Raw genomic sequence first — 14,371 nt, 5'->3', positions numbered from 1 at the left:
TGGTATGAGCTACGAGCAAGCACTGTTCCGTTTCGGAAGGCTTTAGCGGTGGGTCCCGTATTCGCGTCGGTCTATTAGCACTGCCCCTGTGCGGGGCGGCACCTACTTTCTTTGCTGCTGCAAAGAAAGTAGGCAAAGAAAGCAGCTTCTCCCAGCCTAAGCACTTCATGCCGGCCGCGGCACAGGCGATTGGCTGAATGGAACCCGGAGTAGCGAGTGCCCCCACAAAACTCGCGCGGCTTGGATCGCGCACGGTCTGACAAGCCGTAACTTTGAACGCGCTGGTTCAGCACGAAATAGCTTCGGCACAGCGCTACGCGCTGCCGTCGGGTATGCAAGGGAAACCATGCGCACGCACACGCATACACGCGTGACCGGTCGGCCGCGAAGCGGGCCGGAGCTATTTCGTGCTGATCCAGTATGTTGTGCGGCGCGACGAGTCAGACCGTGCGCGATCCAAGCCCGGCACGGCAACGAGAACACTCGCTACTCTGGGTTCCATTCAGCCAATCGCCTGTGCCGCGGCCGGTGTGAAGTGCTTAGGCTGGGGAGAGCTGCTTTCTTTGCCTACTTTCTTTGCAGCAGCAAAGAAAGTAGGTGCCGCCCCGCACAGGGGCAGTGCTAATAAACCGACGTGAATGCAGGATTCCACGACAACAACAACGACAAAGACAACGACAACAACAACTACTTCTGCACACCTGGCCGCAGGCCAGCCCCCCCTCGCCCCACCTTCGGCGCCATGCGCGCAAAAAACACCACCCCCGCCGCCAGCACCGACATCGCCGCGAGCCCGGTCAACCCGCCCGTAATCGAACCAGTCTTCTGCTCAAGAAACCCGAAGGTCGCCGGCGCGACAAACCCGCCGAGATTGCCGATCGAATTAATGAGCGCAAGCACGGGCGCCGCGATACGCGCATCGAGATACCCTTGCGGAATCGGCCAGAACAACGACGACGCCGCCTTGAAGCCGATCGCCGCAAAGCAGATCGCGACGAACGAATACACCGGGCTGCCGAGGCCGGCCGCATACATACCCGCCGCCGCGATCAGCAGCACGCACGCGACCCACGCCTGCTGAAACTTGAAGCGCGCCGCGAGCGCCGCGAACAGATACATCGCGACGATGGAGATCAGCCACGGAATCGAGTTGAACAGGCCGACCTGAAAATCGTTCAGATGCCCCATCTTGCGGATGATGCTCGGCAGCCAGAAGGTCGCGCCGTAGATCGTCAGCGAAACGGAGAAATAGATCAGGCAGAAGATCAGGATTTGCGGATCGCGCAGCAGCGCCCATGCCGACGGCGTCTTCACATGCACCGCATCACGGCGGCGCTGTTCGTCTTCGATTTCGCCGACGATCGCTTCCTGCTCCTCACGCGTGAGCCATTTCGCATCGCGCGGCTTCGAATCGAGCCAGAACCACACGAAGCCCGCGAGCACCACCGAGGCCAGGCCTTCGATGATGAACATCCACTGCCAGCCATGCAGCCCCGCGCCCTGGATCAGCATCAGTCCGCCCGATATCGGGCCGGAGAACACCGACGCCAGCGCCGAGCCGCTCAGGAAAATCGCCATGGCCTTGCCGCGTTCGTCGCGCGGCAGCCATTGCGTGAAATAGAACACCACGCCCGGAAAGAAGCCCGCTTCGGCCGCGCCGAGCAAAAGGCGCATGGCATAGAACGAGGTCTCGCCCTGCACGAAGGCCATGCCGGTCGCGGCGAGTCCCCACGTGATCATGATGCGCGTGAGCCACGCCTTCGCGCCGAAACGCTGCATCAGCATGTTCGACGGCACTTCGAACACCGCGTAGCTCACGAAGAAGAGCCCCGCGCCGAGCCCGTAGGCCGCCGCGCCGATGCCCAGATCGGCGCTCAGGTGCTGACGTACGAAACCGATGTTCACCCGGTCGATGTAATTGACGATGAACATCACGACGAAAAGCGGCAGCACGTGCCACTTGATCTTGCGAACGGCGCTCGACAGCGCGCTGGAAATGCTCATGAGGTGTCTCCTGGATGGGCGCTGCGAACGCTGTTTTTTTCGACTTAGAAGCGCGGATTCTTGCCGGTGAACTCCGGCTGATACTTGCGCATCTGCGAAAGGTCGTCGCGATTGCGCACGCCGCACGTCTTGTACTGCTCGTGCAGTTCGGCAAGCTTCGCGCGGTCGAGCTCGACGCCCAGACCCGGCGTGGTCGGCACGCGCACCGCGCCGTTGTCGAACACGACGCGCCCGCCCTTGATGACTTCCTCTTCCTGCCACGGGTAATGCGTGTCGCACGCATACGTGAGGTTCGGCACGCTCGCCGCGACGTGCGTCATCGCCATCAGGCTGATGCCGAGGTGCGAGTTCGAATGCATCGACATGCCGAAGCCCCACAGCTTGGCCATGCGCGCGAGCGTCTGCGTGGCGCGCAGGCCGCCCCAGTAATGATGATCCGAGAGCAGCACCTTGATCGAGCCCATGTTGCAGCCGCGGCGGAAGTCGTCCATCGTCGTGATGACCATGTTGGTCGCGAGCGGCAGCTTCGTGTGCTTCTGCAATTCGGCCATGCCTTCGAGGCCGGGGCACGGGTCTTCGTAGTATTCGAGGATTTCGTCCAGCTCGGGCGCGGCCTTGATGCTGGTTTCGAGCGTCCAGTTGGCGTTCGGATCGAGACGCAGCGGCATGCCCGGAAACGCCTTCGAGAGCGCCTTCATGCAGGCGATTTCATGCGCGGGCTCGAACACGCCGCCCTTCAGCTTGATGCTCTGAAAACCGTACAGGTCGATCATGCGGCGCGCCTGCGCCACGATCTGCTCCGGGCTGATGCCCTCGCCCCACGCATCCGGTGCATACGGCTTATCGATATGCTCCGCGTACTTGAAGAACAGGTACGCGCTGTACGGCACGGCGTCGCGGACCTTGCCGCCTAGCAGATCGACGACCGGCGCGCCCACGATCTGCCCTTGCAGGTCGAGCATCGCCACTTCCAACGTGCTGATGACCTTCGGCGCGTTCTTCGCCGCATGCGAGCCGGGCGCCAGTTCGAATTCGACCGCGCCGGGCGTCGCCTTGATCGTCGCGCGCACGCGTTCTTCCATCTGATTCAGGTCGAAGGGCGACAGGCCGATCACGAGATCTTTCGCCTGATCGAGCACGCGCAGCATCGGCTCGTCGCCATACGTTTCCGAGATGCCGACGCGCCCGTCGCTCGTCTCCAGTTCGACGATCGCGCGCAGCGCCCACGGCTCGTGGATGCCCGCGGCGTTGAGCAACGGGCCGTCGCGAAAGGCGATCGGCGTGATTCGAACCTGTTTGATGACGATATCGCGGGACATGGAGGTTTCTTCCGGGAGTAGCGAGAGTAACCGCATGGTAAAGCACTAATACATTAGTGCGTCAGTCGGGTTAACGCCGATGCGCGCCAATTGCCCCAGGCTTACCGATCGGGCCTTCGCGCGGCTATAGTACTAATGTTTCAGTCGCCTTTCGTCCGGGTCCTCCATGAATAACGCCGCTTCCTCCGCCTCGGTTCATCGCCTCGACCGGTCCCGCCATGCCGCGCCGCAAGTGTTCGAGCGGCTGCGCGAGATGATCCTGTCGCTCGAACTGGCGCCGGGCACGGTGCTGTCGCGCACCGAACTCGCGACCCGCTACGGCCTGAGCCAGACGCCCGTGCGCGACGCGCTGATGAAGCTCGGCGAGGAAGGGCTCGTCGATATTTTTCCGCAGCACGCGACCGTCGTGAGCCAGATCAGCGTGGCGTCGGCGTTGCAGGCGCACTTTCTGCGCCGCTCGATCGAGCTGGAGGTCGTGCGCACCCTGGCGCGGGAGCACAAGGCGTCGCTGATCGCGCGGCTGCGCGCGACGATCGCGGAACAGATGGAATGGCTCGATCCGCAGGACGTCGAGCGGTTTTCAGCGCTCGATCAGGCGTTTCACCGGCAAATGTACGAAGCCGCGGGCGTGCCGCAACTGTGGGATCTGGTGCGCAGGCTGAGCGGCCACATCGACCGGCTGCGGCGGCTGCATCTGCCGGTCGAGGGCAAGACGATGGCCGTAGTGCGCGACCATACGGAAATTGTCGATGCGATCGAAAAAGGCGACGTCGAGGCCGCCGATGCCGCGTTGCGCAAGCATCTTTCCGGCACGCTGAGTCAGGTGGACGAGATTCGCACGCGCCACCCGACTTTCGTCACCGATCATTAAGAAGCTTCAGACGCCGTGCGCATTCAGGCGCGCGGCGTACCAGCGCGAGAACTGATCGACATAGCTCTCCGTGAACTGCGAAAACACGCCCGGCTTGTAGGCCGGATCCTGCGTGCCTTCGTGCGTGATTTCGACCAGATGCTTGTCCTGCGCGTTGGTCGCCATCCACACTTCGGTCAGATCCTTGATCTGATAATCGACGCCCTCGACGGCGTCCGCATGCACGAGCCATTTCGAGCGCACGAGCGTCTTGTCCGGCGCAAGCGGGATGATGTAGGACACCACCGCGTGATCGCTCATCACGTGCGTCCACGAGTTGTGCGTCCACAGATGCGTGTCGCCGAGATCGCGCCGCGTGAGATCGCCGAAGAGTTTCTGGCACGCGACCTTCGTGCTGATCGTCTGCGATTCGCCGTGACCCGCGATCACGAGTTGCTGCGTTCTGAATTGCGTGACGGCGTCTTCGTCCAGCCATTCGACGGTCGCGCTCGTGAAGCCGTCGCGCTCCCAGCTCGCCTGACACGCCGCGTTGCGTTCCTTGTAGGCTTCGAAATCGCGCAGCGATTCCTCGGTGAGATTGTCGGTGCAAAAACCGAAGTCTTCGGGCAGGAACGACGCGGTCAGTTCCGGATGCGTCGCCGCGCAGTGATAGCACTCGCGATTGTTCTCGATCACGAGCTTCCAGTTGCCCTGCTCGACGATCTCCGACTCGAACGCGATTTTCGTATTCGTCAGGTCGTAGGGCGCGAAGCGCGGCGCCATCGCGTCTTCGAGCTTCGAGATATCGGCGGGCGCTTCATCGGCGAGACACACGAAGATATGCGTGCCGACGATGCGCGTATGCACCGGCATCAGGCTGCGGCACGTCGGGTCGAAATCCTTGCCCATGTGCGACGCGTGGCGCAGGCTGCCGTCGAGATCGTACGTCCACTGGTGATACGGGCACACCAGCATGCCGACGGTCGACTTGCCCGCTTCTTTCAGACGCGCGCCGCGATGCCGGCACACGTTGCGATATGTGCGGATATTCTCGTCGTCGTCGCGAACGATGATGACCGAAGCGCGGCCGATATCGACGGTCGATACGTCGCCCGGCTCGGGCACGTCCGAGGTCACGCCGACCAGAATCCAGTGCTTCTGGAAAAACACGTCGACGTCTTTCTCGAACACGTCCTGCCGCCCGAAAAGCTCGCCCGGCATGCCATGCCCGGGTTCGCGGCTGCGGATCAATTCGCCGTGAGACTTGAATTGGATTTGCACTTCGGACATCGTCGTTCTCCACGTTCAGGGGAGCGGGACTTCGAATGGCCCCGCGATATCCGAGAGTATTGGATCGCGCGAAAACAGCGTCAATGCGCTTTATTTTCGGCGTCGAATTACTTTGAGTTATGCGTCGGCGCCTTCGCGCAGCCAGTTGATCAGGCCGTCGATGGCAGGCGTGATCGTACGGCCGTGCGGCACCACGACGAAGTACGATTCGGGCGGTTTGAACGACGCCACCGGCAGCCTGACGAGCTCGCCGCTCGCGAGCAGATCGTGCACGAGGCGGCCCCAGCCGAGCGCGACGCCCTGACCGTAGCGCGCGGCCTGGATCGCGTCGGTATAAAGGCTGCAGCGCAGCGCGAAATTCAGCCGCATCGGACGAAAGCCCACCGCGTTGAACCACGCTTCCCAGCCCATCCAGCCTTCGGTGGTCGAATCGGATTCGACCAGCACGGCGCTCGCGAGCGCCTCCAGCGTGTCCGGCTCGGAGCGTGCGGCGAGCCACGCCGGCGAGCAGACGGGAAACACTTCCTCGTCGAAGAGCAGCATCGCCGTGCCGTCGGGCCAGGTGCCGTTGCCAAAGCGCACGGCGACATCGATTTCCTTGTGGCGCAGGTCGGCCGTGAACATCTGCGTGGACAGGCGCAGTTGCAAATCGGGATGCGCCGCCTTGAGCGACGCGAGGCGCGGCAAGAGACGGAAATGCGAGAACGCGGACGTGGCCGCGAGCACGAGTTCCTGTTGCACGGGCCCGCGCGCGAGGCGGTCGAACACGCTCGCGATTTTCTGCATCGATTCGGCGACGACGCGGTACAGCGCCTCGCCTTCCTCGGTCAGTTCGATCGCGCGATGCAGACGCCGGAAAAGCCGCTGGCCGAGCGTCTCTTCGAGAAACCTCACCTGCCGGCTCACGGCCGCCTGCGTCACGCCCAGTTCGTGCGCGGCGAGCGTGAAGCTGCCGAGCCGCGCGACCGCTTCGAACTCGACGAGCGCCGTCACCGACGGAATCAGCCGCCGGTATCCCTTGGGTTGTTCGATGGCTGTTTTCATGCCGCGCTCACAGCACGGCCTTCGATTCGGCCGCGGGCCATCCCTGCATCATGGTTGCGATTTCTTCGTCGAGCCACTGGCGAAACTGCAGGTACTCCGGGCGCGACTTCGCGTTGCGATGCGTGATGATGTAGTGGTGACGGTCGTGGAACACGAGCGCATCGTCCACGGGGCGCACGAGCTTTTTCTGCTCGACCTGACGATGCACGAGATGATGCCAGCCGAGCAAGGTGCCCTCGCCCGCTTCGGCCTGCGCCACCAGCAAACGATAGTCGTTGCTCTCCAGATCGTCGTGCTGGTCGAGACGCTCGGAGCCGTCGCCCTGCTGATACCAGTTCTTCCACACGCGCCAGTCGACGTGCTCGCATACTTGCGCGCGCCCGAGCAGCGAAAGGCTCAAGGTGGGATGCGCGAGCAGATCGAGCGGCTTCAGCGTGCGCCCGTGAAAATAGCGCTCGTGAAACGGCACGCTGCACACCGGATAGACGATATCGTGAAAGAGCGGCTCGACTTCGTATTCCTGCTCGCGCGGCGGATTCTTCGTAATGATGACATCCGGCTCCATGAGATCGTCGAGCTCCATGAAGTGCTCGGTCACCATCACATGAAGGCGGATGTTGGGAAAGCGCTGGCGAAAGGCGGGCAATCGGAACGAAAGCCACAGCGCCGAAAACGTATGCGAGATGCACAGCGTGAGCGCATGACGATCCACGCGCCTCACCGCCTGCGCCGCCTCCGCGATATTCATGATCGACAGATACGACGCGTTGTAGAGAATGCGGCCCGCGTCGGTCAGCGCAATGTGCCTGCCCGTGCGCTCGAACAGCGCCACTTCGAGTGTGTCTTCGAGTTCCTTGATCTGCCGGCTCACCGCCGCCTGCGTGACGCACAGCACTTCCGCAGCCTGCGTGAAACTTTCATACCGCGCCGCGGTGACGAAGCACCGGAGCGCACGCAGCGAGGGCATCTGGGCGAGAAGCCTGTCCGCGAACTGCTGTTTCTTCTGCATGTGAATCACCTTCCAGGGCTGGCGATTTATCGAATTTTATTTTGCCCGCTCATCCGCGCCCTTGAACGCGGCGCATGATCTTGTCGAGCGCCTCCGAATAATGCGCGAATGTGCCCCGCTCCGACAACTCGCGCCAAAGCTGCTCGTTGAGGCCGCCGGGCGTGCTCGCATGCCCGATCATCGCCGAGAAAGGCGTTTCGCCTTGCGTCGTTTCGTGAGCAAGCCCCACATGATAGCCCGCCAAAAACGAACGGGCCGACGCATACGGCAGCCCTTGCGCGACGAGCCACGACGCCTGCTCCTCCAGGAGCGCGAAGAAGCTCGCCATGGTCGCCGTGACGGCGGAGAGTGCGTCGAACTGATGCTCGTCGTCGACTTCGACCGCTTCGCCGAGGGGCGCGAAGATCGCGGCCGCGATGCGGTCGCGCGGGCAGATCGCCGTGCTGCCCTTGCCCGCCGCGATCGCCGGAAGCGGCACCGCGCGCACCACGCGCGCGGAATGGCGCACGAGTTCGCGAATCCGGTCGAGCGGCATGCCCGCAATGAAACTGATGACGTGATGCCGCGCATCGAACGCGAGCGCGCCCAGAACGTCAGGCGCGATCTGCGGCACGACCGCGAGGCACACGACGTCCGATGTATCGAGCACGTCCTGATTGCTTTCGCACACCTCGACGCGCGCATCCAGTCCGGCCAGTTGCGCCGCGATCCGCGCATTGCGTGGCGATAACGCGATGCGTTCGAAAGGAACGCCGAAACGGATCATGCCGGTCACGATCGCCTGAGTGATCGTGCCGGTGCCGATGAAGCCAATGCGCATAGTGCCTCGTCTGACTTAGTCGAGCTTGAGCCAGGTCGTTTTCAGCTCGCAGTATTGGTCGTGCGCGTAGACCGATTTGTCGCGTCCGCCGAAACCGGACTGCTTGAAGCCGCCGAAGGGCGTCGAGAGATCGCCTTCGCCGAAGCAGTTGACGGTCACGGTGCCCGCACGAATGCGTGCCGCGACTTTGTGCGCCTGATTCACATTGTCGGTCCACAGCGATGCCGCGAGCCCGTAGCACGTATCGTTCGCGATGCGCACGGCCTCGTCGATATCAGCATATTCGATAAAGCACACGACCGGGCCAAAGACCTCGTCGCGCGCGATGCTCATGTCGTGCGTGACGTTGTCGAAGATGGTCGGCTCGACGAACCAGCCGCCCGATTCCTTGAGCGTGGCGTTGCCGCCGCAGACCACGCGCGCGCCTTCGGCCTTCGCCTTCTCGATGTGGCTCAGCACCTTCTCGTAGTGCTTTTCCTCGATGAGCGAGCCGAGCTTCACGTCGGGGTCGAGCGGATCGCCGGTTCTCCAGCCTTCCAGTACGGCCTGCACTTTTTGCAGCAGTTCGGCCTTCTGACTCGAATGAACCAGGATGCGCGAGCCTGCGCTGCAGTTCTCGCCCATGTTCCAGAACGCGGCGGCGACGGCCTGTTCCGCGACGGCGTCGAGGTTCGCGACATCGGGCAGCACGACTTGCGGATTCTTGCCGCCGCATTCGAGCACGACGCGCTTCAGGTTCGTATCGGCGGAATAGCGCAGGAAGCGCTTGCCGGTCTCGGTCGAGCCCGTGAACGCGATGAGATCGACGTCCGCATGCAGGCCGAGCGCCTGGCCCGCGCTTTCGCCGAAACCCGTGACGACGCTGAACACGCCGGGCGGCACGCCGGCTTCGTGCGCGAGATCGGCGATGCGCAGCGTCGACAGCGACGTCTGCTCCGCAGGCTTGACGATGACGCTGTTGCCCACGGACAGCGCCGGCCCGATTTTCCACGCAAGCATGAGCGCCGGAAAATTCCACGGCAATACCGCGCCGACGACGCCGATCGGCTCGCGCGTGATCATCGACACGACGCTCGCGCCCGACGGCGAGAGCGCGTCGTAACGCTTGTCCGTGACTTCCGCGTGCCAGCGGATGCACGCGGCCGATTCCGGAATATCGAGCCCCATGCATTCGCTGATCGGCTTGCCGGCTTCGAGCGCTTCGAGCAGCGCGAGCTCTTCCGCGTTCTCGTCGATGAGTTGCGCGAGACGCTGCAGCACCGCCTTGCGATGCGAAGGCGCGGCCTTCGACCACACGCCCGACTCGAACGCGTCGCGCGCCGCGACGACCGCGCGGTCGATGTCCTTCGCGTCGCACTTCGCGACTTCCACGAGCACCTTGCCCGTGGACGGATTCAACGTGCCGAAGGTTTCATTCGATGCCGCATTGCAGCGTTGTCCCGCGATGAACGCCCGTCCGTCGAGCGACAGGTTCTCTGCCTTGCGCTGCCATTCCTTAAGCGTCGTCATGTCATGTCCTCACAGAATCAAAGTTCGGCGCCCGCCGAAAATTCCTTCACCCAGATCGCCGCCGATACCGCGACATCCGCGATCGGCCGCATCGGCAGCGAGCGTGGATGCGGCTGCCTCAAAAGCTGATCGATCAGATCGTTCGATTGCCCCAGCGCATGCTCGGCGATGAGCTTGCCCGCGGCGGATCCGCGGCTCAAACCCAGCCCGTTGCAGCCGACGGCTTCGTACACGCCGTCCTCGCGCTGGCCGAAGAGCGCGCCGTTGTTCGCCGACAGGCACAGCGCGCCGCCCCATGTGTATTGCAGTTCGACATCCTTCAGCATCGGAAAGCGCCGGTCGAACGAGCGCTGATGCAGATGCTTCGATTTCGCCAGATCGTGTTCCGAGACGGACAGATTCGGCCGGAACGCGAAATGGTTGCGCACGCAGATGCGGTTGGTCGCGAGACGGCGCACGGTGGTGCCCATCGGGTCGGCGGGAATGAGCGCCCATGAGTTCAGGCCGCCGAGCCGGGCGATCTCGTCATCGTTCATCACGCGCGACATCGACGCGAACGTGTACACCGGCAGCAAGCCGTTCGGATGGCCGCCGAAGGTCGCCGCATAGGCGTTGGTGCACAGCACGACGTGCTTCGCCTCGATCCTGCCGTTCGCAAAGCCGAGCAACTTCGCGGGCCCGCGCGTTTCCATGCCCTTCACCGCACTCATCTCGAAGAGCGTCACGTTCGCGGGCTGCGTGGCCGCGAGACCGCGCATCAGCGCCGCGGGCTGGACCGTGCTGCATCCCGGCGTGAACAGCGCGCTCCGATAAAAGTGCGTGCCCGTCACCTTCGCGATAGCGGCTTCGTCGAGCCATTCGCAAGGTTCGTCGATGCGCGCGAGGCCATCGGCGAAATGTGTCAGCGCGGCATGCCCTTTCTTGTTCACCGACGCGTGATACTTGCCGTCGTCGCGCCAGTCGCATTCGATGCCATGCTGCTTCACGGTGCCGCGCACGTAGTCGATGCCGTGGCGTTGCAGCCGCACGTCCGCCTTGTCGGCCTCGACGCTGCGCGAATAGCTCTCGCTGCTGATGTCATGCGGCAAATCCACGAAGAAGCCGGAATTGCGGCCCGCCGTGGTGCGCCCGATACGATCGGCCTCGACGAGCGCAATCGACGCCTCCGGCGCCAGTTCGGCGAGCCGCCGCGCCGCGCACAAGCCGGTGATGCCGCCGCCCACCACCACGTAGTCGAAGCGCTGCTCGCCCGTCACGACATTCGCGGGCACGACTGCGGGCAAGCTTTCCCACCAGCCGTTGACGCCATCCGGTGCGGGAAACCGCACGAACTCCAGTTTCGAGGCCATGCCAGTGACTTACTGAGCGTTGCGCAGCAGGGGTTGAACGATCCTGGCGAAGGCGCTGCGTTCTTCGTCGTCGAGCGTGCCGAGCGGCGCGCGAGCGTTGCCTACGCGCGTGCCCGCAAGCTCGCAGCCATAACGCACATATTGGATGAACTTGCCGCTGCGTTCCAGCAGTTCGAGCACTGGCAGCAGTTGCGTCATCAGCTTGCGGCCGGTCTTGAAGTCGCCCTCTTTCACGCACGCGTCGAGAAGGGCAGTATGCGCTTCCGGCAGGAAGTTCGATGCGCCCGCCACCCAGCTTCGCACGCCCCACGCGAAAAATTCGAGCGCCTGGTCGTCCATGCCGCAACTGAGCACGAAGCGCTCCGGCAGATGCGTCGCGAGATGATGCAGATGCGCGATATCGCCGGTGCTTTCCTTCATCGCGGCGAAGTTCGGGCGTTCGAGCAGCTTGTCGAGGATGTCATCGCCGATGGCCGTGCCGGTGCGCGCCGGGAAGTTGTACAGCATGACCGGCATGTCGAGCGCGTCGTCCACCTTCAGCAGGTGAGCGAGCAATTCCTGCTGCGTCGGCTGCGCGTAGTACGGCGCGGCGACCAGCAATGCGTCATAGCCCGCGCGCTTCGCTTCCCTGCCGAGCCGCAGGACTTCGTTCGTCGTGGTCGCGTTGATGCCCGCGGTGAGATACGTCTTGCCACCGACCGCGGATGCCACCGCATCCAGCGTCTTCACGCGCTCTTCGAAGCTGAGCGCATAGTACTCGCCCGTGGTCCCGCCGACGCCCAGGCCCGCGACGCGGCCAACGAGACTGGCGGCATGCTTGCCGAGCATGTCGTAATCGATTTCGCCGTCGGCCTTGAAGGGAGTGACCAGCGGGGTGTGTACGCCTTCGAAGCTCATGTTCGTCTCTCGGTTGGGTGAATCGTGTGAAGCGATGCGCGATGCACGTTACGCGTCAGACGAGCGCTTCCGCATGCGCGTAGATCGGATACAGGCTGCACAGATCGCGCACGCGGGCGCGCACCGCGCGCTCCACATGCTCGTCGCCGTTCGGTTCGCGTTCCAGCGAGGACAGCACGTCCAGGATCATTTCGCCGACCTGCTCGAACTGCGCCGCGCCGAAGCCGCGCGTCGTCGCGGCGGGCGTGCCGAGACGAATGCCGGACGTGACCGTGGGGCTTTCGGTATCGAAGGGAATGCCGTTCTTGTTGCAGGTGATGCCCGCGCGTTCCAGCGCCTTTTCGGCCTGCGCGCCGGTCAGGCCCTTGCCGCGCAGATCGACCAGCAGCAGATGGTTTTCGGTGCCGCCCGTGACGAGGCTCAATCCGCCCGCCTGCAGCACCTTGCCGAGCGTTTGGGCATTGCGCAGCACGCGATCGATATATGCGCTGAATTCCGGGCGCAGCGCTTCGCCGAACGCGACCGCCTTGCCCGCGATCACATGCATGAGCGGTCCGCCTTGCAGACCGGGAAAAACCGCGGAATCGATTTTCCTGGCGATGTCGCCGTCGTTCGTCAGAATGAAGCCGCCGCGCGGGCCGCGCAGCGTCTTGTGCGTCGTGGACGTGACGACATCGGCGAACGGGAGCGGATTCTGATGCCGTCCCGCCGCGACGATGCCCGCGATATGCGCCATGTCCACCATGAGCCGCGCGCCGACGCTATCGGCGATCTCGCGGAACGCGGCGAAATCGAGCGCGCGCGGATACGCCGAATAGCCCGCGATGATCAGCTTAGGACGATGCTGCTCCGCGAGCCGCCGCACTTCGTCGTAATCGATGCGCAGCGTGTCCGGGTTCACGCCGTACTGCACCGCGTCGAACCACTTGCCCGACAGCGCGGGGCGCGCGCCGTGCGTGAGATGGCCGCCCGCATCGAGCGCCATGCCCATGACCGTATCGCCCGGCTTGAGCAGCGCGAGCATCGCCGCGCCGTTCGCCTGTGCGCCCGAATGCGGCTGCACGTTGGCGAATCCGGCGTCGAACAATGCGCTCACCCGGTCGATGGCCAGCGCCTCGATGCGATCGACATGCTCGCAGCCGCCGTAATAACGCCGCGACGGATAGCCTTCCGCGTACTTGTTCGTCAGCACCGTGCCCTGCGCTTCCAGCACCGCCGACGACACGATGTTCTCGGAAGCGATCAGCTCGATCTGCGTCTGCTGACGGCGCAACTCCAAAGCGATCTCAGATGCGATCACGGGATCGTGGCTCTGCAGGCTTTCGCCAAAGAAGCGCGAATACTCGTTCACGGCAATACTCCGAAGCGGTCGTGCGATAGGTGCAAAGCCAGGCTTACTGCTGCAGCCAGGCCTTCACCTTGTCGGGATGCGCATCGACGAACTTCTTCGCGGCCGTCGCGTAGTCGTTGGTCGAATTGCCTTCGAACTCGATCGCTTCGACATCCGCGAGCGTCATCTTGAAGTGCTTGAAGAACACATCCGCGCGCGGGAATTTCGTCGCGAACTGCTTCGAGGCGAACGCGTGAACCTGCTCTTCGCCGCCGAGCGTGCCCTTCGGGTCCTTCAGGTAGCGCATCTGCCACTTCTGGAACAGCCAGTGCGGGCTCCACACCGTCGCCACGATCCACTGCTTCGAACCGTACGCGCGCTGAATCGACGCCAGCATGCCCGCCTCGCTCGACGATTGCAGCTTGTAGCCGGACAGGTCATAAGCCTTGATCGTCTTTTCCGATGCCTGCATGAGACCGCCGCCCGGCTCGATGCCCTGAATCACGCCGTTCAGTTGCTTCTGCACTTCGGGCTTCTTCAGGTCTTCGATGGACGACAACTGCGATTCGGGCACATACGCGGGCACCGCCCAGCCGTTCTTGCCGCCGGTATAGATGATGCCGACGTCGTCGAGCTGATCCTTGTAGCGCGCGACATACTGGCCGTGCGTCACGGGCAGCCAGCCGCCGACCATGATGTCGAGATCGCCGCGCGCCACACCCTGATACTGAATGCCGATATCCGCCTGAACGAACTGCACCGGCTGCTTGAGCTGCGTTTCGAGCACGTATTTCGCGACGTTGGCGACCGCGAGCACGTCGGCCCAGTTCGTCACGGCGATCTTCAATTGATCGGCGGCCATCGCCGGGTTGGCGGCGACCCCGAACGCCACGATCGCCGGCGTCGCAATCTTGACGATCAGGGATTTGATGAGACTCTTATTCATTTCG

General features: G+C 63.5%; 12 protein-coding genes. 1 reads left to right on the top strand and 11 read right to left on the bottom strand.

Annotation, left to right across the window (positions count from 1 at the left end; genetic code table 11):
* Window positions 1-687: 687 nt before the first annotated feature.
* Both LY284_RS31260 and LY284_RS31255 read right to left on the bottom strand, forming a co-directional pair.
* Window positions 688-2,004: an MFS transporter gene (locus tag LY284_RS31260; RefSeq protein ID WP_233390120.1), complete on the bottom strand. Its 1,317-nt coding sequence runs from the start codon at window positions 2,002-2,004 to the stop codon at window positions 688-690.
* A 44-nt stretch (window positions 2,005-2,048) separates the two neighbouring features.
* Window positions 2,049-3,323, bottom strand: coding sequence for a glucarate dehydratase family protein (locus tag LY284_RS31255; RefSeq protein WP_233390118.1), 1,275 nt, complete (start codon window positions 3,321-3,323; stop codon window positions 2,049-2,051).
* 166 nt (window positions 3,324-3,489) lie between these two features.
* On the opposite strand from LY284_RS31255, the gene LY284_RS31250 reads away from it, so the two are divergent.
* Window positions 3,490-4,194: a GntR family transcriptional regulator gene (locus tag LY284_RS31250; RefSeq protein ID WP_014252432.1), complete on the top strand. Its 705-nt coding sequence runs from the start codon at window positions 3,490-3,492 to the stop codon at window positions 4,192-4,194.
* Window positions 4,195-4,200: 6 nt separating this feature from the next.
* On the opposite strand, the gene LY284_RS31245 is transcribed toward LY284_RS31250, so the two are convergent.
* From LY284_RS31245 to LY284_RS31205, 9 genes are all read right to left on the bottom strand, one after another.
* Window positions 4,201-5,463: an SRPBCC family protein gene (locus tag LY284_RS31245; protein WP_014252433.1), complete on the bottom strand. Its 1,263-nt coding sequence runs from the start codon at window positions 5,461-5,463 to the stop codon at window positions 4,201-4,203.
* A 117-nt stretch (window positions 5,464-5,580) separates the two neighbouring features.
* Window positions 5,581-6,507, bottom strand: a complete 927-nt coding sequence (locus LY284_RS31240) for a LysR substrate-binding domain-containing protein (RefSeq protein ID WP_233390115.1) — start codon at window positions 6,505-6,507, stop codon at window positions 5,581-5,583.
* Window positions 6,508-6,514: 7 nt separating this feature from the next.
* Window positions 6,515-7,516 carry a LysR family transcriptional regulator gene (locus tag LY284_RS31235; RefSeq protein WP_014252435.1) on the bottom strand — a complete coding sequence of 334 codons (1,002 nt, stop codon included), beginning with the start codon at window positions 7,514-7,516 and terminating at the stop codon, window positions 6,515-6,517.
* Between the two features lie 49 nt (window positions 7,517-7,565).
* Entirely contained in the window at window positions 7,566-8,336 is a 771-nt protein-coding gene (locus LY284_RS31230) for a pyrroline-5-carboxylate reductase (protein WP_233390113.1), read from the bottom strand.
* Window positions 8,337-8,351: 15 nt separating this feature from the next.
* Window positions 8,352-9,845 carry an aldehyde dehydrogenase gene (locus LY284_RS31225; protein WP_233390111.1) on the bottom strand — a complete coding sequence of 498 codons (1,494 nt, stop codon included), beginning with the start codon at window positions 9,843-9,845 and terminating at the stop codon, window positions 8,352-8,354.
* Window positions 9,846-9,862: 17 nt separating this feature from the next.
* On the bottom strand, window positions 9,863-11,194 hold the full coding sequence (locus tag LY284_RS31220) for an FAD-binding oxidoreductase (protein WP_233390109.1): 1,332 nt from the start codon (window positions 11,192-11,194) through the stop codon (window positions 9,863-9,865).
* Window positions 11,195-11,203: 9 nt separating this feature from the next.
* Window positions 11,204-12,091, bottom strand: a complete 888-nt coding sequence (locus tag LY284_RS31215) for a dihydrodipicolinate synthase family protein (protein WP_233390108.1) — start codon at window positions 12,089-12,091, stop codon at window positions 11,204-11,206.
* Between the two features lie 55 nt (window positions 12,092-12,146).
* Window positions 12,147-13,442, bottom strand: coding sequence for a serine hydroxymethyltransferase (gene glyA, locus LY284_RS31210; RefSeq protein ID WP_309243224.1), 1,296 nt, complete (start codon window positions 13,440-13,442; stop codon window positions 12,147-12,149).
* Window positions 13,443-13,485: 43 nt separating this feature from the next.
* Window positions 13,486-14,367, bottom strand: coding sequence for a glycine betaine ABC transporter substrate-binding protein (locus LY284_RS31205; RefSeq protein WP_233390106.1), 882 nt, complete (start codon window positions 14,365-14,367; stop codon window positions 13,486-13,488).
* Window positions 14,368-14,371: the final 4 nt, after the last annotated feature.

The sequence above is a fragment of the Caballeronia sp. PC1 genome (genome assembly GCF_021353155.1).
In the GTDB taxonomy this organism is placed as follows: domain Bacteria; phylum Pseudomonadota; class Gammaproteobacteria; order Burkholderiales; family Burkholderiaceae; genus Caballeronia; species Caballeronia cordobensis.
This window is presented reverse-complemented; position numbering and strand designations above follow the sequence as displayed.

Coding starts and splice junctions, on each gene's coding strand:
- LY284_RS31260 (WP_233390120.1), bottom strand. CDS start 2,004: ATGAGCATTTCCAGCGCGCTGTCGAGCGCCGTTCGCAAGATCAAGTGG.
- LY284_RS31255 (WP_233390118.1), bottom strand. CDS start 3,323: ATGTCCCGCGATATCGTCATCAAACAGGTTCGAATCACGCCGATCGCC.
- LY284_RS31250 (WP_014252432.1), top strand. CDS start 3,490: ATGAATAACGCCGCTTCCTCCGCCTCGGTTCATCGCCTCGACCGGTCC.
- LY284_RS31245 (WP_014252433.1), bottom strand. CDS start 5,463: ATGTCCGAAGTGCAAATCCAATTCAAGTCTCACGGCGAATTGATCCGC.
- LY284_RS31240 (WP_233390115.1), bottom strand. CDS start 6,507: ATGAAAACAGCCATCGAACAACCCAAGGGATACCGGCGGCTGATTCCG.
- LY284_RS31235 (WP_014252435.1), bottom strand. CDS start 7,516: ATGCAGAAGAAACAGCAGTTCGCGGACAGGCTTCTCGCCCAGATGCCC.
- LY284_RS31230 (WP_233390113.1), bottom strand. CDS start 8,336: ATGCGCATTGGCTTCATCGGCACCGGCACGATCACTCAGGCGATCGTG.
- LY284_RS31225 (WP_233390111.1), bottom strand. CDS start 9,845: ATGACGACGCTTAAGGAATGGCAGCGCAAGGCAGAGAACCTGTCGCTC.
- LY284_RS31220 (WP_233390109.1), bottom strand. CDS start 11,194: ATGGCCTCGAAACTGGAGTTCGTGCGGTTTCCCGCACCGGATGGCGTC.
- LY284_RS31215 (WP_233390108.1), bottom strand. CDS start 12,091: ATGAGCTTCGAAGGCGTACACACCCCGCTGGTCACTCCCTTCAAGGCC.
- LY284_RS31205 (WP_233390106.1), bottom strand. CDS start 14,367: ATGAATAAGAGTCTCATCAAATCCCTGATCGTCAAGATTGCGACGCCG.